Origin of the sequence: Lentzea sp. (genome assembly GCF_035525475.1) — a bacterium.
Taxonomy (GTDB): Bacteria; Actinomycetota; Actinomycetes; order Mycobacteriales; family Pseudonocardiaceae; genus Lentzea.
This window is the reverse complement of record NZ_DATLEC010000060.1, coordinates 24,214-48,404: the sequence shown is the minus strand read 5'-3', so window position 1 is coordinate 48,404 and position 24,191 is coordinate 24,214. Positions and strand designations below refer to the sequence as shown.

Sequence of the window (24,191 nt, the reverse complement as noted above, 5' to 3'; positions counted from 1 at the left end):
GTTCGCCGCGCCCCGCACACTAGCGCCACGGAAACCGCGCCACGAGATCAACACTCGGCGACGCGAACGGTGCAACATAGGGTGATCCACCGCCAGACGCCTTACAGCAGGGATGCTCAGTGCACCTCGACCTGAACAGCTTCATCGACCCGAAGCTCGCCCGGCACGCCGCCGAGATGCGAGCGGAGAACGCCAGAAGGGGAACCAGAAGAGGCCCCGGCAACCACGACGAGGTGCTGGCCGCACGCACCGCCCCACCCGACGACTCCACGCCGGTCGAAGTCGGCGGAAGACAGGTCAACGTACGCATCCACCTCCCCGAAAGCACCCCGCAGGGCGTCTACCTGGACTTCCACGGCGGCGGCTTCTACATGGGCTCGGCGGCGCAGGACGACGACCGCAACAGGCAGCGGGCGAACGCGCTCGGCGTGGCCGTCGTGAGCGTCGACTACCGCCTCGCCCCCGAGCACCCCTGGCCCGCCGCGCCCGACGACGCCGAGACCGCGGCGCTCTGGCTGCTCGACCACGCCGGGGAGCGGTTCGGCACGACCAGGCTGGCCATCGGCGGCTTCTCGGCGGGAGCCACGCTCGCCATGGCCGCCCTGCTCAGGCTCGGAGACCGCGCCAGGGGCTTCGCCGGGGCCGCGCTCCAGTTCGGCACCTACGACCTGAGCGGCCGGACGCCCGCGGGCAGGCTGATCGCCGACGAGTACTTCATCCAGGCCTACGCGGGGCACGCGCCCGACCGCACCATCCCGGACATCTCCCCCGTCTACGGCGACCTGCGCGATCTGCCTCCGCTGCTGATGGTCGTCGGGGCCCTGGACGTCCTGCTGGAGGACAACCTCGCGATGGCGGCGCGGGTGGCCGCGGTGGGCGAGGTCGAGCTGAAGGTCTACCCGGAGTCGCAGCACGGCTTCACCCACCGCGACACCGCGATGGCTCGCGCGGCACGGCAGGACATCGAGAACTGGTTGAAGGATCGCCTCTCCTAGACTTCGCACACCAGAGATCAACACGAGGGTGGCGGCATGAAGCTCGGCGAATTCACGCGGACCGCACTGGCCTGCGTCCGGATCTTCAACGGCGCCCTGGGCCTGTTCGCCGCGAACAGGATGGCGAGCAGCCTCGGCGACGACCTGGAGGACGACAGGCGGTTCGTCTACCCGGCGCGCATGTTCGGCATCCGCACGCTCGTCCTCGGCGTCGACCTGCTGACGCTGCGGCCGGACGCGCCGAACGCCCGCCGGGTGCTGCGCCAGGCCGTGCTCATCCACGCCACGGACACGGCCGCCGCTCTCTACGCTGGGAAGCGCGGCGAGCTGCCCGCCAAGGCGGCGAAGCTCACCACGATCATCTCCGCCGTCAACACCGGGCTGGCCGTGGTGTCGCTCGTCGCGGCGAAGAAGGACGGCTAGGGGGTTCCGCGGGTGGCGGTCGAGATCGCACTGCTCGGTGAGGTGAGCGCGCGGGTCGACGGTCACACGCTCGAACTGGGGCCTGGGCGGCAGCGGTGCGTGCTCGCGGCGCTGGCGGTCGAGGTCAACAGGACCGTGCCGGTGTCGCGGCTGACCGAGCGCGTCTGGGGCAGCGAGCCGCCGCCGACGTCGCGGTCCACGCTGCACAGCTACCTGTCGCGCCTGCGGCAGGCGTTCGGCGGCGCGGTCACCCTTGCCCACCGCCGCAACGGTTACGCACTCGAGGCAGATGAGTTCTCTGTGGATCTGCAACGGTTCCGGAAGCTCCACGAGGAGGCGCGGGCGCTCTCCGACGACGAGGCTGTCGCCCGCACCCTCACCGAGGCGCTGCGGTTGTGGCGGGGCGAACCGCTGACCGGCATCGGGGGTGAGTGGGCCGACCTCACCCGCGACCGCCTCGCCGCGGAGCGCACCGCCGCGGAACTGGACCTCGTCGACGTGCGCCTGCGGCTCGGCCACGGTCCCGAGCTGGTCGCGCAGACCTCCGCCCGCGCCACGACGTCGCCCTTCGACGAACGCCTTGCAGCCCAGCACATGCGGGCACTGGCGCAAGCCGGGCGGATCGCCGATGCGCTCGACCGGTTCCGCGCGACCCGCACCCTGCTCGTCAGGGAACTCGGCACGGAACCGGGCGCGCAGCTCCGGGCACTGCACGAGGAGCTGCTGCTCGGCGACCAGCCCACTGCCGCCGTGCCCCGGCAGCTGCCGTCCGCGCCGGCGCAGTTCGCCGGCCGCCACCAGGACCTGGCCGAGCTGGACGACGCGATGCGCACGGCCGGGATCGCGACGATCACGGGTGCGGGCGGCATGGGCAAGACGTGGCTCGCGCTGCGGTGGGCGCACGACAACGCGCACCGGTTCCCCGACGGCCAGCTGTTCGTGGACCTGCGCGGCTTCAGCCCCGACGAGACCCCGATGGAACCGGACGTCGCGATCCGCGGCTTCCTGCACGCGCTCGGCCTCGACGCGCACAGCGTTCCGCCCGATCCGCACGCCAGGGTCGCGCTGTTTCACAGCGTCACAGCCAAACGGCGCCTGCTCCTGGTCGTCGACAACGCCGCCGACGCCGCGCAGGTCGTGCCGGTCCTGCCCGGCGGAGACACCTGCCGGGTGCTCGTGACCAGCCGCAACCGGTTGCCGGACCTCGTCACCGCGCACGGCGCCAGGGCGATCGGACTGGAGGTGCTGGCCGACGCCGACGCGAGCACGCTGCTGGCCGGCCGGATCGGCGCGACGCGGCTCAACGCCGAACCCCTCGCCGTGGCGAGGCTCATCGACCTGTGCGGCGGGTTGCCGCTGGCGTTGAGCATCGTCGGCGCGCGCATTCTGACCGAACCGGACCTGTCCCTGGCCGCCATCGCGCGGCAGCTCGAAGAGCTCGGGCTCGGGGCGCTCGACGCGGACCCGAGCGTCAGCGTGCCGGTCGTGCTCTCGTGGTCGTACCGCGCGCTGACCGCCGGGCAGAAGGAGATGTTCTCACTGCTCGGCAGCGCACCGGGCGAGGACGCGGGCCTGGACGCGGCGGCCAGCCTCGCCGGTCTGTCCATTCAGGACGCACGGGTCGCGTTGCGCGCACTGGAACAGGCGTCGCTCGTGTCCGTCGGCAGCGGGTTCCGCGTCAGGATGCACGACCTGGTCCGGGCTTACGCGGCCGGCCAGGACGTCGCCGATCGCGACGGGGCGCTGCTCCGGCTCGTCGACCACCACGTGCACACCGCCCACGCCCACGACCGGCTGATCGACCCGCACCGCCCGTTGATCGGCCTCGGCGACGCGGCCCCCGGCACGCGGATCACCCCCGCTGCCGGCCGAGCCGGTGCGCTGGCGTGGTTCGACGCGGAACGGGACACGTGCCGGGCCGTCCAGCAGGCCGCCGCCGCGCACGGCTGGAACGACAGGGTCGTGCTGCTGGCCAGGGTGTCGCACGCCTACCACCAGCTGCGGGGGCATCTCGACGACGAGCTGGCCATGTGGCAGACCGCCCTCGACGCGGCGGAGGACCCGGTGGAACGGGTCGTCGCGCACCGGATCATGGGCAGCAGCCTCGCCCAGGTCCAGCGCTACGACGAGGCGCGGCACCACCTCGTCCTGGCGCTCGCGCTCGCCGAGCAGACAGGTGAGGCGAGGCAGATCGCCGACGCGCACGGGGCGCTGACCTGGCTGTGGGCCAGCCGGTCGGAGTTCGGCAAGGCGTTCTTCCACGCCAGGGCCGCGTTGCCGTACTACGAGCAGACCGGCAACCAGGTGCAGATCGCGTTGGCGCACAACAACATCGGGTCCTGCGCTGCCGAAGCGGGCGACACCGCCGCCGGCCGCGAGTCGTCCACGAAGGCGTTGCGGCTGCTGCACGACCTCGGTGACCGGCAGGGCGAGGCGGCGGCGTTGGACACGCTCGCCCTCATCGAGCACCAGGACGGCGACCACGCCCGGGCGATCACGCTCTACGAGCAGGCGCTCGCGCTGTACCGGGCAGAGGACGACGACTACACCACCGCCACCGTGCTCACGAGCCTCGGCCACCCGCACCTGGCGCTGGGGCACCCCGACCGAGCCGCGCAGGTGTGGCGGGAGGCGCTGGGGATGCTCGAGCTGCAGGGGCGCGAGGACGAGGCCGGCCGCCTGCGCGAGCAGCTCGCGGCGGTCGCCAGGGAGTGATCGACCAGGGTTTCCCCCTGGCGCGAACAAGTACCCCGGCCGACGACTCTGGGTCCGGCACACAGGACTTCGAGGAGCCGAGGACATGCCCACCATCACCCTGACGCAAGCGACCACCGCGACGCCCGAGCAGTTCGTCGCGGGACTCACCGACTTCGGCCCCGGCCGCGCGGAGCTCTTCCCCAACAGCGCCGACGACTTCCTGCGGGTGCACGACAGGGGCGACGCGTTCGCCGACGTCACCGAGGGCTCGGGCGGTGTCTGGGAACGCCTGCACTACGACTGGTCCGACCTGAGCCACGTCGTCCTCAGGACCGTCGACTCCAACGTGTGGGGCGGGCGGTCTGGCCACACCTACACGTTCACGAGGCAGGTCGACGGGACGACGCTCGTGCGCGCCGAGGTGGTGCGCGAGGGCAAGAACCTCAGAGGCCGCCTGCTCGGTCTGTCCCTGGGCCTGCTCGGCAGGAAGGTGCTGGGAGGCGCGCTCGCCAGGACGGTCAAGGCCATCGAGAACCGCGGTTAGGTAAGGGTGCCCTGGGTAGGCGGGGCGATCGGGAGCTAACGTACCCGGTCGTGAGCATGGTGGTGGAGCGACGCGGACCGGACCCCGCACCGGCGGGGGCGAACCCGCGCCGGAGGCGGCTGACCGGGCTGGTGTGCCTGGTCGTGCTGCTCGCCGCCGGGGCGGTGCTGTCGCTGGTCATCGGTGCGCGGGCGCTCTCCCCCGCCGAGGTGTGGCAGGGGCTGTTCGGCGATCCCGGCGCGGACCAGCGGCTCGTCGAGATCACGCTCATCGTGCAGACGCTGCGCGTGCCGCGGACGGTGCTCGCGATCGTGGCGGGCGTCGCGCTCGGCGTCGCGGGCGCGCTGATCCAGGGCCACACCCGCAACCCCATCGCCGACACCGGCCTGCTCGGCGTCAACTCCGGCGCGTCGTTCGCCGTGGTGCTCGCGGTCCACCTGTTCGGGCTGCAGAACCCGGTGCAGTACATGTGGTTCGCGTTCCTGGGCGCGGCGGCGTCCGGCGTGGTCGTGTTCGGGCTGTCGAGCCTCGGCCGGGGCGCGGGCAACCCGCTCACGCTGGTGCTGGCCGGTCAGGGCGTCACGATCTTCCTCACGGCGATGACCGGCGCGATCGCGCTGGCCGACAAGCAGGCCCTGGACGTGCTGCGGTTCTTCAACGCGGGGTCCGTGCAGGGCGTCGGCTGGGACGTGATCGCCGTCGCGGCGCTGTTCATCGCGGTCGGGTTGCTGCTCGCCGTGCTCAACCTGCCCGCGATCAACCTGCTGAACCTCGGCGACGACGTGGCGCGCGGCCTCGGCGTGAACATCGCGCTGGGCAGGACGATCGGCGTCCTGGCCGTGACGCTGCTCGCGGGCGCGGCCACGGCGGCGTGCGGGCCGATCGCGTTCCTGGGCCTGATGGTCGCGCACATCGCGCGATGGCTGACCGGCCCGGACTACCGCTTCCTGGTCCCGTACGCGGGACTGCTCGGCGCGCTCGTGCTGCTCGTCGGCGACATGGCGGGACGGCTCGTGGTGCGCCCAGCCGAACTGCAGGCCGGCATCGTCATCGCCCTCATCGGCGCACCGTTCTTCGCGGCGCTGGTCTGGCTCGGGAAGTTCAGGCAGGCATGAGCACCGACAGGAACACCGCCGACATGCACCCCGGTGTCCGCGTGGGCCGCTGGTCCTGGGTCTGGCGGCCGTGGACAGCCCTGGTCACCCTGCTGCTGGCCGCGGCGACCTTCCTGGTCTTCTGCGTGTCGATCTCGGTGGGCGACTTCACCATCGAGCTCGGCGCGGTGCTCAGAACCCTGGTCGGCCAGGGCGAGCGGGTCGACGAGTTCGTCATCATGGACCTGCGGATGCCCCGCGCGCTCGTCGGCCTGATCGCGGGCGTCGCGCTCGGCATCTCGGGCGCGCTGACGCAGTCGGTCGCCCGCAACCCGCTGGCGAGCCCCGACGTCCTCGGCATCACCTCCGGCGCCAGCGCCACCGCGGTCTTCGTCGTGACGGCGAGCGGCGGCGCGGCCCTGGGCAGCACGCTGGGCCTGCCCGCCGCCGCCCTGCTGGGCGGTTTGCTGACCGGGTTGCTCGTCTACTTCCTGGCGTGGAAGAAGGGCATCGACGGGTTCCGCCTGATCCTGATCGGCGTCTCGGTGAACGCGGCCATGCAGGCGCTCACGACGTGGTTGCTCGTGCTGGCGGACATCCGAGACGTGGCGCGCGCCCAGTCATGGCTGGTAGGCGCGCTGAACGCGCGGTCGTGGGCCGAGGTGTGGACGTCGCTGTGGCTGACGATCGCCCTGGTCGTGGTCGTGCTGTTCGTGGCGTTCCAGCTGCGCCCGATGCACTTCGGCGACGACGTGGCCGCCGGCCTGGGCGTCCGCTACGGGACCGTGCGTGCGGTGCTGCTGCTGTGCGCGGTGCTGCTGGCCGGCGTCGCGGTGAGCGCGGCGGGCCCCGTGCCGTTCGTCGCGCTGGTCGGACCCCAGATCGCCATGCGGCTGCTGCGCTCGCCGGTGCCGCCGCTGATCGCGTCCGGGCTGTTCGGGGCTTTGCTGCTGGTCGGGTCCGACCTCGTCGCGCGGGTGGTGCTGCCCGGCGACCTGCCGGTCGGGATCGTCACGGCGATCATCGGCGGGCCGTTCCTGGTCTACCTGCTGGTGCGCGCGAACCTGAAACGCGCGACCTGAGGTCAGGCTCACCAAAGTAAGGTTGACCTATGACCGCGTTGCGCAACGATGCCGCCCGATTGGGCGCCGAGGGCGTCACGGTCGGGTACGCCGACCGCGTCGTGCTCGACAACCTCGACGTCACCATCCCCGCCGGGGTGATCACCACGGTCATCGGGCCGAACGGCTGCGGCAAGTCGACGCTGCTGCGCACGTTGTCCCGCCTGCTCAAACCGCGCCAGGGCACGGTGCTGCTCGACGGCGCCGACATCGCGCGGCTGAAGACCAAGGACGTCGCCAAGCGGATGGGGCTGCTGCCGCAGACGCCGATCGCGCCGGAGGGGCTCACCGTCGCGGACCTGGTCGCGAGGGGCAGGCACCCGCACCAGAGCTGGGTGCGCCAGTGGTCCAGCGACGACGCGGACGTGGTGGCCGAGGCGTTGCGGATGACCGGGGTCGCCGATCTCGCACACCGGCCCGTCGACTCGTTGTCGGGCGGGCAGCGGCAGCGCGTGTGGATCTCGATGACGCTCGCGCAGGGCACGGACCTGCTGCTGCTCGACGAGCCGACGACCTACCTGGACCTCGCGCACGCGATCGACGTGATCGACCTCGTCGACGACCTGCACGAGGGCGGCTGCACGATCGTGATGGTGCTGCACGACCTCAACCTCGCGGTTCGCTACAGCGACAACCTCATCGTGATGAAGTCGGGGTCGATCGTCGCGCAGGGGCACCCGAGCCAGGTGATCACCAGCGAGCTGCTGCTGGACACGTTCGGCCTGCAGGCGAAGGTCATCGACGACCCGGTCAGCGAGCGGCCGTTGATCGTGCCGATCGGGCGGACGCACGTGGTGCCGAAGAGTGACCAAGCGCTAGGTTAGGCTGACCTAACTGGGTGATAAGGTTCGCCTGTCCTAATTTCCCCGCCGCGTGGGCAGCGAAGAACGAGGTGCCGAATGGGCCAGCGAACGACCATGACCTGGAAGCGATTGACCGCTGTGGCAGCAGCCGTGGTGGTCGGTGCCAGCGTCCTCGCCGGGTGCGGTTCCTCCACGCCTGCCACGACCCCTGACTCGGGCAACGCCTCCGGTGGCACGTTCCCGGCCAAGGTCGAGCACTTCTTCGGCACGACGGAGATCAAGGAGGCGCCCAAGCGGGTCGTCTCCCTCGGCTACACCGACGACCAGACGATGCTCGCGCTGGGCACGGTCCCGGTCGGCATGGTCGACCAGTACCCGAACCCCGAGGGCAAGTCGCCCGACATCAACACCCAGTGGGCCTGGGTGAAGGACAAGTGGGGTTCGACCAAGCCCGAGGTCGTCATGAAGAACGGCGACACCGAGCCGAACTACGAGAAGATCGCGCAGCTGCGCCCCGACCTGATCATCGCCGTCTACTCCGAGGCCGACCAGGCCTGGTACGACAAGCTGACCAAGATCGCCCCCGTGGTCGGCCGCACCAAGGCCGAGACCGAGCCGTTCTCCGCGAAGTGGCAGGACAACGCCCTGCAGATCGCGAAGGCGCTCGGCAAGGAGGCAGAGGGCGCCAAGATGATCAAGGCCGTCGACGACAAGATGGCCGAGGCCAAGAAGGCGAACCCGGCCTGGGCGAACGAGACCGCGGTCGTCACGTCCTGGTACAAGGACGCCGTCGCGCCGTTCAGCACCACCGACGTGCGCGGCCAGGTCATCACGGGCATCGGCTTCAAGGGCAACACCAAGGTCGACGAGCTGGCGGCCGGCAAGTTCTTCGTGACGCTGTCCCCCGAGCGCATCGACGTGATGAACGTCGACCGCGTCTTCGTGATCGCGGACGAGGCGGACCAGAAGTCGCTCAAGGGCTTCGAGCTGTTCACCAACCTGCCCGCGGTCAAGGCCGGCAAGGTCCACTGGCTGCTCGACAGCGAGGGTCCCGCCATCGGCGCCGCGATCTCGCAGGCCACGCTGGCGTCCATGCCGTACGCGGTCGACGAACTGGTGAAGGCCGCCAAGTCGGCTGCCTGACGTTCAACCCCTGCGAAAGGCCTTCCCTCCGTGACCACGAGCGTCTCCGCCGCGCCCATCCTGCGCACCGCGACCGGACGGGAGGCCCTTCGCTGGGTGCTCGGCCACTGCCGCTCCGCCCCCGGCCTGCCGATCGCCACCGTCGTGGCGACGGTGGCGGGGGCGGCGCTGCAGATCGTCCCGGTGTTCCTGCTGGGCACCGTGGTGGACGGGATCTCCGCGGGGCGCGACCCGTCCGTCCTGTGGACCATCGGCACCGCCACGGTCGTGGCCGCGCTGCTCGGCGCGGTCATGACCGCGGTGTCGACCTACCTCGTCGGCCGGGTCGGCGCGGAGATGCTGGCGCGGCTGAGGGAAGGCGCGGTCCGCGCGGTGCTCGGGATGCCGAGCGCGCGGATCGAGCAGGTCGGCCGCGGCGACGTGCTGTCGCGCGTCGGTGACGACGTCGCCGTGATCTCCAAGGGTTTCCGCACGGCCATCCCGACGATCTTCTCGGCGGTCGTGCTGGTCGTCATCGCGACCGCCGGCATGTTCGGGCTCGACTGGCGGCTCGGTCTCGCCGGCGCCTGCGCGCTCCCCGCCTACTGGCTGGCCCTGCGCTGGTACCTGCCCCGCTCGCAGCCGCTCTACCGCGCCCGCTCCGAGGCGCAGGCCGACCGCGCGCAGGCGTTGATCAGCGGGCTCGACGGCATCGCCACGGTCCGCGCCTACCGCCTCGAGAACGCCTTCCGGGACAAGGTGACCGCCGAGTCCTGGCGTGTGCGCGACATCGGCATCGAGGTCTTCCGCTTCTTCGGCCGGTTCATCGGCCGTGAGAACCGCGCCGAGTTCATCGGGCTCGGGCTGATCATCGTCGTCGGCTACCTGCTGGTGACGAACGGGCAGTCGTCGCTCGGCCAGGTCTCCGTCGCGGCACTGCTGTTCCACAAGCTCTTCGTGCCGCTCGGGCTGATCATGGCGTTCTTCGACGAGGCGCAGAAGTCCGGCGCCGGGCTGACGCGGCTGGTGGGCGTGCTCACCGAGTCCGACGGCGACTCGCTCGTGCGCAGCGCGGTCGCCGTCGAGGCCGACGCACGGCCGCTCCCGGTGTCGGTGCGCGGCCTTTCCTTCCGCTACCCCGATTCCGAGCACGACGTCCTGCGCGACGTCGACCTGGAGATCCCCGCCGGCACGTCGCTCGCGCTGGTCGGCGCGACCGGTGCGGGCAAGACGACCCTGGCGGCACTGGTCGCCGGCACCGGCACCCCACTGGCCGGATCCGTCCACATCGGACCCACGAACCTCGCCGACGTGGACGAGGCGGGCGCCCGCGCGTTGGTCAGCATCCTCACCCAGGAGGCCCACGTCTTCGCCGGTCCGCTGGCGGAGGACCTGAGGCTCGCGGCCCCGGACGCCACCGACGACGAGCTGGTGGACGCCCTGCGAACCGTCGGCGCCGACACGTGGGTCCAGGCGCTGCCCCACGGCCTGCAGACCGACGTCGGCGAAGGTGGCGAACGCCTCGACGTGACCAAGGTCGCCCAGATCGCGCTGGCACGGCTCGTGCTCGGCCGCTCCCCCGTCGTCGTGCTCGACGAGTCGACGGCCGAGGCGGGCAGTCAGGGTGCCGCCGCGCTGGAACGAGCCGCGCTCGCGGCCTGCCGCGGCCGCACCACACTCCTGGTCGCGCACCGCCTGACCCAGGCCCTCGCCGCGGACCGGGTCGCCCTGCTCGACGCGGGTCGCGTGCTGGAACTGGGCACGCACGAAGAACTTGTCGCGCGTGACGGGCGTTACGCGGCACTTTGGGCCGCTTGGCGATTCGGAACCGCAAATAGTTAGGTTAGGCTACCTTCACCGATCGTGAAGGGATGGCTGAGTCGTCGATGGAACAGATGGCCGACCGTGACGTACTTCTTTCGACCGCCCGGATCGACTCCGTCCGGCGCCGTGCCGGTGAGTACCCGCGGCGGACCATCGCCGTCGCGAGTGCCGTCGCACTGACCCGCTGGGCGAACCCCGGTCTGCGGGTCGACGGCGTCGAGCTGACACCCGCCACGCCGTTCGGCGACCTGCTCGTCTGGGCGGACAAGGGCCAGCGCTGGGACGTCGCGGAAACCCCCGAGGGCTGGACGATCCCGGTCCCGGACGGCGTCGACGTCGTGGAAGCGCAACGGGTGCTGGACGACCTGGCCGAGTTCCCCCACCGCGCCCTCGGCACGCTCACCTCCCAGACGGTCGAGGAGCGGCTCGCGGACCTGGCGCGGTGGAACGACAACGAGTTCCCGCGCGAACGGCCGAGCATCGTCGAGCTGTTCCGCGAGCAGGCCCGGCAGCGCCCGGACGCCGTCGCGATCAACGACGGCGACCGCGCGTTCACCTACGGCGAGGTGCTGGCCCGTTCCAACCAGCTGGCCCGCCACCTGCTCGACCGCGGCCTGGGCACCGAGCAGGTCGTGGGCATCTCGCTCGACCGGTCGGCGGAGATGGTGGTCGGCCTGCTCGCCGTGCTGCAGGCCGGGGGCGCGTTCGTGCCGCTCGACCCGCAGTGGCCGGCGTCGCGCCGCGAGTCCGTGATCACCGACGCCCGCGTCGTCCTGCTCCTCGGTTCCGGCGGGGAGGACGAGCCAGAAGCCATCGCCGTCGACCTGGACTCCTGGGATTTCAACGGGTGTCCGGCTGATCCCACCGACGTCGCGATCCGGGGCGCGCAGCTGGCGTACGTGATGTTCACGTCCGGCTCGACCGGCCGCCCCAAGGGCGCGATGATCCGGCACGAGGCGATCAGCGAACGCCTGCTGTGGCAGGTGCACCAGATCCTCCACTTCGGACACTCCGACGCGTCGCTGTTCAAGGCGCCGCTGTCGTTCGACATCTCGATCAACGAGATCTTCCTGCCGCTGGTGTGCGGCGGGCGGACCGTCGTCGTGCGGTCCGGCGGCGAGCGCGACCCGCACCACCTGCTGCACACGATCGACCGCCACCGCGTGACGTTCGTGTACCTGGTGTCGTCGATGCTGGACGTGCTGCTGACCATCGCGGGCGAGGGCGAGCTGACCAGCCTGCGGCATGTGTGGTGCGGCGGCGAGGTGCTCACGCCCGAGCTGTACGACCGGTTCCGCACGCGGCTCGACATCCCGATGTACCACGGTTACGGCCCGGCAGAGGCCACGATCGGCGTCTCGCACGTGATCTACCGCGGCGAGGCCGAGCGGCTGTCGACGTCGATCGGCAAGGCCAACCCGAACACCGACCTGTACGTGCTCGACGACCAGCTGCGGCCGTGCCCGGCCGGTGTCGGCGGCGAGCTGTACATCGGCGGTTTCCTGCTGGGCCGCGGTTACGTGAGCGCGCCGGGCCTGACGGCGTCGCGGTTCGTGGCGAACCCGTTCGCGTCCGACGGCTCGCGCCTCTACCGGACCGGTGACCTGGCGCGGTTCGCGCCCGACGGGTCGCTCGACTTCCTCGGCCGCGTCGACAACCAGGTCAAGATCCGCGGCATGCGGCTGGAGCTGGAGGACGTCGAGGTCGCGCTCGCCGAGCACCCGCGGGTGCGCCACACCTGTGTCGTGGTGAGGAAGAACTCCGCCGGCGGCAACTACCTCGTCGGCTACGTCGTCCCCTCCGACGACGGCCTGACCCCGGACGACGTGAAGCAGTGGGCGACCGAGAACCTGGTCGAGTACATGGTGCCCGCGCACGTCGTGGTGATGAGCGAGTTCCCGTTGACCCCCAACGGAAAGCTCGACCGCCGCGCACTGCCGGAGCCGGCCGTCGACACCGGGCCGGTCACGGCCGCCGAGAACGACGACGAGGCCACGATCTGCGCCGCGGTGGCGTCGGTGCTGGGTCTCGAGCAGGTCGGCGTGGACCAGGACTTCTTCGAGCTGGGCGGCGACAGCATCCTCGCGATCTCGCTGCTGTCCGCGTTGCGCGCCGAGGGCGTCTTCGTCACGGCCACGCAGATCTTCGTCAACCGCACGCCCCGCGCGCTGGCCGCTGTCGCCTCTCGTGACGGCGCTTCGACCGTGGACCACGACGACGTGCCGACCGGACCGGTGGCGGGTCTGCCGATCGTGCAGTGGCTCGGCGAGACCACGGACGCGATCGACGGGTTCGTGCAGTCGGTCGTGCTCAACACTCCCGCCGCGCTGACCGCCGGCGCTTTGACGCGGATCCTGAACGCCGTTGTTGAGCGCCACGACATGTTGCGCGCCAAGCTGGTCCGGGGCGAGCGCTGGTCGTTCGACATTCCCGCGGATGGCGAAGCGCTGTGGGAGGAGAGCAACGCGCCGGTCGACGAGTGCGTCGCGGCGGCGACCGCGGGGCTCGACCCGGACGCGGGCGTCATGCTGCGCGCGGTGTGGCGGTCCGAGGCCCGGCAGCTCGTCATCGTGATCCACCACGTGGTGATCGACGGTGTGTCGTGGCGGATCCTGTTCGACGACCTCGCCCAGGCCTGGCAGCAGGTCTCGTCCGGTGAGGCCGTGGAGCTGCGCCCTGCCGGCACGTCGTTCCGGCGGTGGACGCAGCTGCTGGAGAAGGCGGACTTCGCGGCGGATCTCGCTCACTACCGGCGTCCGCTGCTGGGTGCCGACCAGCTGCTCGGCCGGCGGGAGCTGCACGAGACCGATGTCGTCGCGAACGAGCAGGTCCACACGGTCACGGTCGGCTCCGCGGCCACCGCGGCGTTGCTGGGCGACGTGCCCGCGTCGTTCCACGCCAAGGTCAACGACGTGCTGCTGACCGGTCTCGCGGTCGCGCTGGCTCGCTGGAGGCGTGACAACGGGCAGGACCAGACGTTCGCGCACGTCGAGCTGGAGGGTCACGGCCGCGAGGGCCGGTTCGTGCCGCTCGACCCCGACCTGTCCCGCACGGTCGGCTGGTTCACGACGCTCTTCCCGGTGACCGTGGACCCCGTCGACGTCGACGACCTGCCGTCGGCGTTGAAGCGGGTCAAGGAAGACCTGGCCGGGGTGCCGAGCAACGGCGTCTCGTACGGCGCGCTGAAGTACCTGGGAGGCCACGAGTTCGACGGCCCGCGGCCGCAGGTGCTGTTCAACTACCTCGGCCGGTTCGGCGGCGGCGCCACCGGCGACTGGCAGCTCGCGGAGAACGCGGGCCAGCTCGGCGAGAAGCGCGACCCGGCGATGCGGCTGCCGCGGGCGCTGGAGTTCAACGCCTCCGCCGAACCCGGTGCGGACGGCGAACTGGAGCTCGTCACCGTCCTCTCGTGGCCGTCGGGCGTGTTCGCCGGCGAGGACATCGCGAAGATCGGCGAGTACTTCGTCGAGGCGCTGGAAGCGTTGGCCGCGGTGACGCGGGGTGGCCATTCCCCCAGCGACTTCGACCTGCTGCCGCTCACCCAGGAGGACGTCGACTCCCTGGACTCCCCGGCGTTGCGGGACGTTCTGCCGCTGACGCCGTTGCAGGAGGGCCTGTACTTCCACTCCGTCTTCGACGACGAGTCGGCGCACCGGTACGTCGAGCAGCAGTTGCTGACGCTGACCGGATCGGTCGACGCCCGCAGGCTCGAAGCCGCCGCCGCGCGCGTGCTGGAGCTGTTCCCGAACCTCGCGGCGCGGTTCGTCTCGCTGGCCGACGGACGGGTCGTCTCGGTGCTGGAGTCCGGCGTGCGACCGGAGTTCTCCACCGTGGACGGTCAGGGCATGACCGACGAGGAGATCCGGGCGTACGCCGAGCAGGACCGCGTCGCCGGGTTCGACCTCGCGCGTGGACCTTTGATGCGCTACACGCTGATCCGCACGGCACCCCAGCGGTACGTGCTGGTGCAGACCGTGCACCACATCATCGCGGACGGCTGGTCGGTACCGCCCATGTTGCGCGCGTTGCTGGCCGAGTACGACAAGCCAGGTTCGGTGCACGTGCGCGGTTCCTACGCGGATTACGTGCGCTGGCTGGTGAACGCGGACGCCGCGGAGAGCGACCGCGTCTGGACGGCCGAGCTGGCCGGGTTGCCGGGTCCGTCCTTGGTCGCCGAGGGGCACACGCCGTCCGAGCTGTTCGCCGACGCGGTGGTCGACGCGGCGCCCGACCTCGACGACCGGACGCGCGCGGCCGGTGTGCCGTTGAGCGTCGCCGTGCACAGCGCGTGGGGCGTGACCCTGGGCGGCCTGCTGGGCAGGCAGGACGTCGTGTTCGGGTCGACTGTGTCCGGGCGTGACGCCGACGTGCCGGGCATCGCCGAGATGGTCGGGCTGTTCATCAACACCATTCCCGTGCGCGCCAAGTGGTCCACGTCGGCGCGGGAGCTGCTGGAGTCGGTGCGCGCGCACCAGACGGCGGTGTTGCCGCACCAGCACGTCTCGCTGACCCGCATCGGGCGGCAGGCGCCGCACGGTTCGGCGTTCGACACGCTGGTCGTCTTCGACGTCGCCACCGACGTGACGGCGCTGCGCGGCCCGTTCACGATCGCCGAGGTCGTCAACGAGGGCGCGCCGCACTACCCGTTGACGCTGGTGGTCGAGCGGGGCGACGACGGCGCGTTGCGGTTCAACCTCATCTACGACACCACGGTCGTGCGGGAGGCCGGTGCCCGCACGATCCTGCGGGCGTTCGCCGACACGCTGGACTCGTTGCTGCGCCTGGAAAGCGTCCCCGCACCGGAGCTGTCGTCCGCGCGGCCCGCGGCCGAGATCACGCCGGTGACGCTGTCCTGGCTGTTCGACACCGCCGCCCGGCGTGACCCGTCGGCGCGGGCCGTGACGATGTGCCACCTCGACGGCAGCTCCGAGAGCCTGACTTACGGGATGCTGGCCGACGCCAAGGACAGCCTGGCCCGGACCCTGGTGAACGCCGGCGTCGGGCCGCACAAGCGGGTCGCGGTCGCGATCCCCCGGTCGCTGGACCAGGTCGTCGCCCTGGTCGCGATCGTGTCGGCCGGTGGCGCCTACGTGCCGCTGGACCTCGCCTACCCGGACGAGCGGCTCCAGTACGTCCTCGCCGACTCGGCCCCCGAGGTCGTCCTCGTCGAACGTGAGCACCGCGAGCGCTTCGAGCGCCTGCTCGCTCGCGCCGGAGTGCCGGCACGGGTGCTGGTGCACGGCGAGGAGGTGCCCGGCGAGGCAGAGCTTCCGGAGTTCGACTGGCGCGACCCGGCGTACGTGATCTACACGTCCGGGTCGACCGGCGAGCCCAAGGGCGTCGTCGTGTCGCACGCCGGCGTGGTGGCCCTGCTCGCGAACACCCAGCCGGACATGGGCTTCGGCCAGGACGACGTCTGGACGCAGTTCCACTCGTACTCGTTCGACTTCGCGGTCTGGGAGCTGTGGGGCGCCCTGGCGCACGGCGGCGAGCTGCTCGTCCCGGACCACGGCCTGACCCGCTCGCCGGTCGACTTTCACGAGCTGGTCCGCGCCCGCGGCGTGACCGTGCTGAACCAGACGCCGTCGGCGTTCTACCAGTTCATCGAGGCGGACCGGCACGGCGAGCCGCTGCCCGCGCTGCGCCGCGTGATCTTCGGCGGCGAGGCGCTGGAGCTGTCGCGGCTGCGCGGCTGGGTCGAGCGTTACGGCACCGGCCGCCCCGAGCTCGTCAACATGTACGGCATCACCGAGACCACGGTCCACGTGACGCACCGGGTCCTCGACTCCTCCGACTTCGCCTCGGACCGCGAGGTGAGCCCGATCGGCGGCCCGATCCCCGGCCTGCGCACGTACCTGCTGGACTCCTCGCTGCGGCCGGTCGGGGTGGGCGAGGTCGGCGCGATCTACGTGTCCGGCACCCAGCTCGCCCTGGGCTACCACAACAGGCCTGGCTTGACCTCCAGCCGCTTCGTCGCGGACCCGTTCGCCGGCGACGGCTCGCGCATGTACGACTCGGGCGACCTGGCCCGCCGCACCCTCGACGGCTCGCTGGAGTTCGTCGGCAGGGCCGACGACCAGGTGCAGCTCAAGGGCTTCCGCATCGAGCTGGGCGAGGTGGAGTCGGCGATCCGCTCGGTCTCCGGCGTGGTCGACGTGGCCGTGACGGTGGCGGACACCGCCGACCACCTCGTAGCCCACGTCGTCGGCACGCCCGCCGCCGACATCTCGTCCGTTCTCGGCTCGAAGCTGCCGGTGCACATGGTTCCGCAGCGGATCCTCAGCCTGGACGCGCTGCCGCTGACGGTGAACGGCAAGCTGGACCGCAAGGCGCTGGAGGAGCGGGCGCGAGCCGAGTCGCCTGGTGTGGACTCTCCGGATTCGCCTGCTTTGGACTCGCTGGTCGCCCTCTTCGCGGAGGTGCTTCCGGGGTCCACCGTGGACGCCGACACGGACTTCTTCGCGGCGGGCGGGGACAGCATCATCGCGATCTCGGTGGTGAACCGGGCCCGCGGCCTGGGGCTGCGGATCGCGCCACGCGACCTGTTCCTGCACAAGACGCCGCGCTCGCTGGTGTCGAAGTTCGCGACGGCTCCGGTGGCGGCGCCGGTCGCGGCCGAGGTCGTCGACGGACCGGTCGTGCCGACGCCGATCGTGCTGCGGCAGCGGGAGCTGGGTGGCAAGCTTCGGCGGTTCGCCCAGGCGCGGCAGGTGGGGTGCGCGAGCCCGGAGGCGGCGGAACGCGCCGCCAGGGCCGTGGTGGAGGCGCACCCCGCCCTGCGCATGCGGCTGACGGTCGAGCACGGCGTGTGGTCGTTCGGAATCGATCCCGACTCGCGGGCCCCCAGGGGGCGGCAGGCCCCCACTCCTATCGTCTCAGGCGGGTCTGACAGTTCCGGCGGTCCGCGAGCCGGTGCGGGCGCAGTCGTCCGAGCCACCACCGACGACCCCCAGGCCGCCGCCGACGAGGCAGCCCACCGCCTCGACCCTGAAGCCGGCGTCATGGCCGCGTTCACCTGGCTGGAAAGCAGCCAGACCCTCGTCGTGGTCGTGCACCACCTGGCCGTGGACGCCGTCTCCTGGTTGATCCTCCTCGACGACATCGCGACAGCCATGCGCGGCGAACCGCTCGCCCCGGCCACCACCCCGTTCGGCGCCTACGCGAGCGCGCTCACCCTGGACGCCCAGTCCACCACCGGCCTGCGCCGGTGGATCGAGGTCCTGGACACCCCGAGCCTCACCCCGCAGGTCGGCGACCGGCGCGAGGTGACCGTCACGCTGTCCGCCGACATCACCACCCGCGTGGTGCAGACCGCGCCGACCGCGCTCGGACTCGGCCTGACCGAGCTGCTCTGCGGGGCGCTGCGCACCGCGCTGACCGAGATCCAGGGCACGCCCACCGATCTCGTGGTCGAACTGGAGCGGCACGGGCGCGTTCCGGTCCGGGAACACCACGACTACACCCGCACGGTCGGCTGGTTCACCTCGATCGCGCCGGTGCGGCTCGGTCCGCACACCGACCCAATCGCGGCCGCCCGCGAGCTCACCGAGCGCCAGCCGGACGAGCGGGAGCACGTCGGCTACGGCCAGCTGCGGTACCTCAACCCGCAGACCGCGCCGGTCCTGGCCGCCCTGCCGAAGCCGCAGGTGCTGTTCAACTACCTGGGGCGGGGCAGCGAGTCGCACGCGCTGCACGTCGACGCCGGTCACCAGCCGAGCCCGTACGCGGTCGAGGTCAACTGCTGGGCCGACACCAGGTCCGGCAGCCTGCGGGCGACGTTCGCGCTGGCCGAGGACGTGTCCGACGAGATCGCGGCACGGTGGCTGCTCGCACTCGAACGGATCGCGGACGCCTCCGTGACCGCGCGCCGCACCGCGCCGCTCTCGCCGCTGCAGCGCGGCCTGTACTTCCAGGCCGAGCTCAGCGCCGCCGGACACTACGTGGCGCAGAGCTACTTCGCGTTCGACCGGCGGCTCGACACCGGCGCGCTGCGCAAGGCCGTCGCGCACGTCATCGCCCGGCACCCGGTTGTCGGCGCCGGCTTCGAGGACGAGGACGGCACCCCGGTCCAGGTCCTCACGGCCGGCGGCGAGGCCGAGGTCCGCACGGTCGACGTGCTGAACCAGGAGACCGTCGACGCCATCAGGACCGAGGACCGCGCCACCGGGTTCGACCCGCGGAAGCCTCCGCTGGTGCGGCTCACCGTGCTGAGGTCGCCGGACGGCCGGGACGCGTTGCTGTTCAGCTACCACCTGCTGCTGTGGGACGGCTGGTCGCGCGAGATCGTGCTGCGCGACCTGTTCGGGGCGTACCGGGCGTTCCTCGCGGGCGAACCGGTCGACTCCTCCCCCGCCTCGCCGAGCTTCGAGAGCTACTGCCGTGCTCTCGCGGCGAAGGACGTCCAGGCCGCGGAACGGTTCTGGGCCGGCTACCTCGCGGACCTGCCCGGCCCGACGCTCCTGGGCGACGGGTCCACTTCGGACACACTGCCCGCCAAGATCGTGCGCACCCTCGGCGAGGACGACTCCGCGCGCGTCCGGGAAGCGGCCGCCAGGAACGGCGTGACGCTGAACTCGGTCGTCACCGGCGCGCTCGGGTTGCTGCTGGGCAGCGAGACCGGCCGCGGCGACGCCGTCTTCGGCGTCACGGTCTCCGGGCGTGAGGAGGAGGGCACCGAGGACGTCGTCGGCGTGCTGCTCAACACGGTGCCGATGCGGGTGTCGGCACGGCCGGGCGACACCGCGGCAGAGTTCCTCGCCTCCGTGCAGGCCTCGCGGGTCGACGCGATGGAGCACGAGCACCTCGGCCTCGGCGAGATCCAGCGCGCGAGCGGGCACGACCAGCTGTTCGACAACCTGTTCGTGCTGCAGAACTTCCTGGGTGACGACACGTTCGACGAGCTCAACGCGGCGAACGGCATCATCGCCCACGAGTCGGAGGACTCGACGCACTACCCGTTCACCTGGGTCGTGACGCCGGGCAGGCAGCTCACGGTCAAGCTCGAGTACCGGCCGGAGGTCACCGACCCCGCGGTGGCGCAGCGGCTCTTCGACGAGTACCTGCGCGTGCTCGGCGACCTCACCACGGCGGAGGGCCCGGTCGGCGCGATCCGCGGCACCGGGTCGTCGCCAGAACTCAACCCCGCCAACGACTTCGGCAACAAGACGGTCGTCGACCTGTTCGACGAGGCGGCCGATCGCGATCCTGACCGGATCGCGTTGGTCGCCCACGGCGACACCATGACGTTCGGGCAGCTGCGCGACCGCAGCCGTCACCTGGCGGGAGTGTTGTCGGACCGGGGCATCGGCGTGGAGACGTCGGTCGCGATCGCGGTGCCGCGGTCGTTGGACTGGGTCGTCGCGTTGTTCGGAATCCTGCGCTGCGGTGCGGCGTACGTGCCGCTGGAGCTGGACCACCCGGACGAGCGGATCGCCGCGATCATCGACGACGCCCAGCCGTCGTTGGTCATCACGACGAGTGCGGTGGCGCCGCGGATCTCCGGTGAGGTGTTCCGGCTCGACGAGCCGTGGCCGGACGCCGACCCCGTGGTCACGTTCGCGGCCGACGACCCGAACCGCCTCAAGCACGCCGCTTACACGATCTACACATCCGGCTCGACCGGCAAGCCCAAGGGCGTCGTGACGGAGTACGCCGGGCTGACCAACATGCTGGTCAACCACCAGCGGCGGATCTTCGAGCCGGTGCTGGCCGAGCACGGGCACCGGACGTTCCGGATCGCGCACACCGTGTCGTTCGCCTTCGACATGTCGTGGGAGGAGCTGCTCTGGCTCGCCGACGGCCACGAGGTGCACATCTGCGACGAGGAGCTGCGCCGCGACGCGACCGGGCTCGTCGAGTACTGCCTGGAGCACGAGATCGACGTCATCAACGTGACGCCGACCTACGCGCAGCAACTGGTGGCCGAAGGGCTGCTCGGCGCCGAGCACAAGCCGGCGCTGGTGCTGCTGGGCGGTGAGGCCGTGACGCCCACGTTGTGGCAGCTGCTCGCCGACACCCCTGGTGTGGTCGGCTACAACCTCTACGGGCCGACGGAGTACACGATCAACACGCTCGGCGTCGGCACGTTCGACTGCGTCGACCCGGTGGTGGGCGTGGCGATCGACAACACCGACGTGTACGTGCTCGACCCGTGGCTGCGGCACGTGCCGGACGGTGTTCCCGGCGAGCTGTACGTGTCGGGCGTGGGCATCGCGCGCGGCTACCTCGGGCAGCCGGGGCAGTCGGCCGAACGGTTCGTGGCGTGCCCGTGGGTGCCCGGTGAGCGGATGTACCGGACGGGCGACCTGGTGATCCGGCGCCCCGACGGCAACCTGCTCTACCTGGGCCGCACCGACAAGCAGGTCAAGATCCGCGGTCACCGCGTGGAGCTGGGCGAGGTCGAGGCGCGGTTCGCGGCGCATCCGGGCGTGCGGTTCGTCGCCGCCGTCGCGCAGGCCGACCCGCAGGTCGACGGCGCCTACCGGCTCGCGGCCTACCTGGTTCTCGCCGCCGGAGCCGACATCCCGTCCGTCGCGGCCGAGGTCGGCGCCGGCATGCCGGACTACCTGCGGCCCACGCACTTCGCCGCCGTGGACGCGATCCCGTTGACGGTCAACGGCAAGGCGGACACCACGGCCTTGCCCGAGGCCCGGCCGCTCGGCACGCTGGTGCGGCAGGAGGTCAGGGAACTGACCGAGACGGAGGTCGTCGTCCGCGAGATGTTCGCCGAGGCGCTCGACCTCGACGAGGACGAGGTGGGCATGGCGAGCGGCTTCACCGACCTGGGCGGGCACTCGATGCTCGCGGTGAGGCTGGTCGGCCTGCTCCGCCGCGAGTTCGGCCCCGTCGTCACGATCCGCGACCTGCTGTCCCTCTCCACCCCCGAAGCGATTGCGCGCCACGTTGACGAACACTGAAGTCCGCCCCGACATCCGCACCGGCAGGGAGATCCTGGGGATCGCCCTGCGCCGCAACCTCGGCGCGATGACCTCGGGGACCCTGCTGATGGGGTCCTACCAGGCGGCCGAGACCGCCGTGCCGATCCTGCTCGGCGTGATCGTCGAGTACGCGCTGCGCGGCGGTGAGCTCAGCGCGCTGGGTCTCGCGCTGCTGGCGCTGGGGCTCGTGATGGCGACGGTGTCGTACTCGTGGCGCTTCGGCATGCGGATCCTGCAGAAGGCCAACACCACCGAGGCCCACCGGTGGCGGGTCGCGGTCGCGGACCACGGCCTGCGGCCGGTGGCGCGCGAGGTCGGTCTGAAGTCCGGCGAGGTGCTCACCGTCGCCACCGAGGACGCCGACCAGACGGCGGACATCATCGAGGTGGTGCCGCTGCTGATCAGCTCGCTCGTGTCGGTGGTGATCACGGGTGTCGTGCTGGCGGTGATCAGCGTGCCGCTGGGCGTGCTGGTGTTCGCGGGCACGGCGGCGATCCTGGCCGTCCTGAGCGTGATGTCCCGCCGGATCGGCGCGAACACCCGGGTGCAGCAGGCGAAGGTCGCACGGGCCGGCGCCAAGGTGTCGGACCTGATCGCGGGCCTGCGGCCGTTGCACGGCTTCGGCGGCAGCTACGCGGCGTTCCAGGCCTACCGCAGGGTGAGCACGGAGGCGAAGAAGCAGTCGATCGTGGTGGCCAGGGCCAACGGCGTCTACGCCGGTCTGGCGCTGGCGCTGAACTCGGTGCTGGCGGCGGCGGTGACGCTGTGGGCGGGCTACCTGACGTTCCAGGGGTCCATCTCGATCGGCCGGCTCGTCATGGTCGTCGGCCTGGCGCAGTTCCTGATCGAGCCGCTGAAGATGTTCTCCGAGATGCCGAAGTACGTGATGATCGCGCGGGCGTCGGCCGACCGGATGGCGCTCGTCCTGGCCGCACCCGCCCGCATGACACCGGGTACCGAGGTGCCGGTGCCGGAGAGCGGCCTCGAGGTCTCCGGTGTCTCCAGCGGAGCGTTGCGGGACCTGACCTTCTCGGTGGCTGCGGGCGAGTTCGTGGCGATCGCGGCCTACCAGCCCCAGGCGGCGGCAGAGCTGGTGTCGCTGCTGTCCGTCGAGACGCCCCCGGCGTCGTACTCGGGTGTCGTCCGGGTGGGCAAGCGGGAGATCGCGTCGCTGACGATCGAGAGCGTGCGCACGTGTCTGCTCGTGAACCCGTCGCACCACGAGGTGTTCGCGGGAACGTTGCGGGAGAACGTCGATCCCGCCGGCTCCAGCACGCTGGTGGGCGAGGCCGTGTCGGCCGCGATGCTCACCGACGTGGTGGCGCTGCACTCCGAGGGACTCGACTACGCCGTGCGCGACCGCGGCGCGAACCTCTCCGGTGGCCAGCGCCAGCGGTTGTCGCTCGCCCGCGCCCTGGCCGCCGATCCGGAGATCCTGGTGCTGCACGACCCGACCACCGCCGTCGACGCGGTGACCGAGCAGCTCATCGCCCACAACATCACGGCGCTGCGCCGCGGCCGCACGACGATCGTGATCACCAGCAGCCCCGCGTTGCTCGACGTGGCCGACCGCGTGATCGTGCTCGACGGCGGCACCGTGACCGGTGAGGGCACGCACCGCGACCTGCTCGGCCGTGACTCCTCCTACCAGCTGGCGGTGGCCCGATGACGAGGTTCGAGTGGCGCGGAGGTCCTGCCACGCTCAGGTTCGAGAGCGTGCTGGAGCCGGTCGAGCTGACGCACGAGGAAGGCGACCTCTGGTCCGCCGAGGTCGAGATGCCGGCCCGGCTGCGCGTGACGTACCACTTCACCGACGCCGACGGGGAGGAGCACGCCGATCCGTCGAACCCCGCCGGTGCGGGCCCGAACCGGTCGGTGTTCAGCACACCGGACCTCGATCCGCAGCCGCACTGGCCCGTCGTCGGGCCGGACGAGGTGCTGGACGTGCCCTCGCTGCGCATCCGGTGGAACGGAACGCTGGGGCGCAGGACCGTCCGGGTGCACCAAGGCGGTGAGCCCGTGGTGCTGCTGCTCGACGGCGACGACTGGATGTACGTGCACCCGCTGATGGCGGCGTTCGAGTCGGCGGTCAAGGCCGGTGACATGCCCGCCGCCACGCTGGTCTTCCTTCCCACGCCTCGTGATCGCGACGCCGAGTACAGCTCTCCCGCGCTGTGGCAGGCGGTCCAGGACGAGCTGCTGCCGTTGCTCGCCGAGAACGGCGTGGCGGTGGACCCGTCGCGGCTCGTCGTGGCGGGCCAGAGCCTGGGCGGGCTCAGCGCGTTCCAGGCGGCGCTGGACTTCCCGTCGCTGGTGTCGCGGGTCGCCTGCCAGTCCGGGTCGTTCTGGTACGCGCGGGACCTGCCGGGCAACGGGATCTCGCTCGACGGTCCCGCCGGCGGCGACACCGCGGCCAGGCTGCCCGGCCTGGACCTGTCCGGGCTGCGCGTCGCGTTCGACGCCGGCGAGCACGAGCCGCGCATGCACCGGCACTGCTCGGCCGTGGAGGAGCTGGCGTCGGCCGCGGGCGCGACCGTGCGGGTGAACCGGTCCCCCGCCGGGCACGACCGCGTGGGCTGGCGGCACGCGCTGCTGCGGGACGTCGCGTGGTTGATCGGCGACCTGTGAGCT

12 protein-coding genes are annotated in these 24,191 nt (G+C 71.6%); all 12 read left to right on the top strand.

Annotated features, from left to right (window positions below; all coding sequences use genetic code 11):
* The first annotated feature begins 119 nt into the window (after positions 1-119).
* The 12 genes from VM306_RS10395 (at position 120) to VM306_RS10340 (ending at position 24,188) form a co-directional block, all read left to right on the top strand.
* The gene (locus VM306_RS10395; protein ID WP_325513487.1) at positions 120-995 is read left to right on the top strand and encodes an alpha/beta hydrolase; all 876 of its coding nucleotides are present in this window, start codon (positions 120-122) and stop codon (positions 993-995) included.
* 36 nt (positions 996-1,031) lie between these two features.
* Complete coding sequence (locus VM306_RS10390) at positions 1,032-1,418, top strand: hypothetical protein (RefSeq protein WP_325513485.1); 387 nt, start codon at positions 1,032-1,034, stop codon at positions 1,416-1,418.
* A gap of 12 nt (positions 1,419-1,430) precedes the next feature.
* Entirely contained in the window at positions 1,431-4,133 is a 2,703-nt protein-coding gene (locus VM306_RS10385) for an AfsR/SARP family transcriptional regulator (RefSeq protein ID WP_325513483.1), read from the top strand.
* Positions 4,134-4,218: 85 nt separating this feature from the next.
* The gene (locus VM306_RS10380) at positions 4,219-4,659 is read left to right on the top strand and encodes a hypothetical protein (protein ID WP_325513481.1); all 441 of its coding nucleotides are present in this window, start codon (positions 4,219-4,221) and stop codon (positions 4,657-4,659) included.
* Between the two features lie 56 nt (positions 4,660-4,715).
* Positions 4,716-5,774, top strand: a complete 1,059-nt coding sequence (locus VM306_RS10375) for an iron ABC transporter permease (RefSeq protein ID WP_325513537.1) — start codon at positions 4,716-4,718, stop codon at positions 5,772-5,774.
* On the top strand, positions 5,771-6,835 hold the full coding sequence (locus tag VM306_RS10370) for an iron ABC transporter permease (protein WP_325513479.1): 1,065 nt from the start codon (positions 5,771-5,773) through the stop codon (positions 6,833-6,835). Before VM306_RS10375 ends, VM306_RS10370 begins: the two co-directional genes overlap by 4 nt.
* A gap of 29 nt (positions 6,836-6,864) precedes the next feature.
* Positions 6,865-7,698, top strand: a complete 834-nt coding sequence (locus VM306_RS10365; RefSeq protein WP_325513477.1) for an ABC transporter ATP-binding protein — start codon at positions 6,865-6,867, stop codon at positions 7,696-7,698.
* Positions 7,699-7,791: 93 nt separating this feature from the next.
* Complete coding sequence (locus tag VM306_RS10360; RefSeq protein ID WP_325513475.1) at positions 7,792-8,820, top strand: iron-siderophore ABC transporter substrate-binding protein; 1,029 nt, start codon at positions 7,792-7,794, stop codon at positions 8,818-8,820.
* Positions 8,821-8,850: 30 nt separating this feature from the next.
* Positions 8,851-10,641 carry an ABC transporter ATP-binding protein gene (locus VM306_RS10355; RefSeq protein ID WP_325513473.1) on the top strand — a complete coding sequence of 597 codons (1,791 nt, stop codon included), beginning with the start codon at positions 8,851-8,853 and terminating at the stop codon, positions 10,639-10,641.
* A gap of 29 nt (positions 10,642-10,670) precedes the next feature.
* Complete coding sequence (locus VM306_RS10350) at positions 10,671-21,539, top strand: non-ribosomal peptide synthetase (RefSeq protein ID WP_325513471.1); 10,869 nt, start codon at positions 10,671-10,673, stop codon at positions 21,537-21,539.
* Positions 21,526-23,229, top strand: a complete 1,704-nt coding sequence (locus VM306_RS10345; RefSeq protein WP_325513469.1) for an ABC transporter ATP-binding protein — start codon at positions 21,526-21,528, stop codon at positions 23,227-23,229. Before VM306_RS10350 ends, VM306_RS10345 begins: the two co-directional genes overlap by 14 nt.
* Positions 23,226-24,188 (top strand): alpha/beta hydrolase-fold protein, encoded by a 963-nt coding sequence (locus tag VM306_RS10340; RefSeq protein WP_325513467.1) that lies wholly within the window; start codon positions 23,226-23,228, stop codon positions 24,186-24,188. Before VM306_RS10345 ends, VM306_RS10340 begins: the two co-directional genes overlap by 4 nt.
* Positions 24,189-24,191 lie beyond the last annotated feature (3 nt).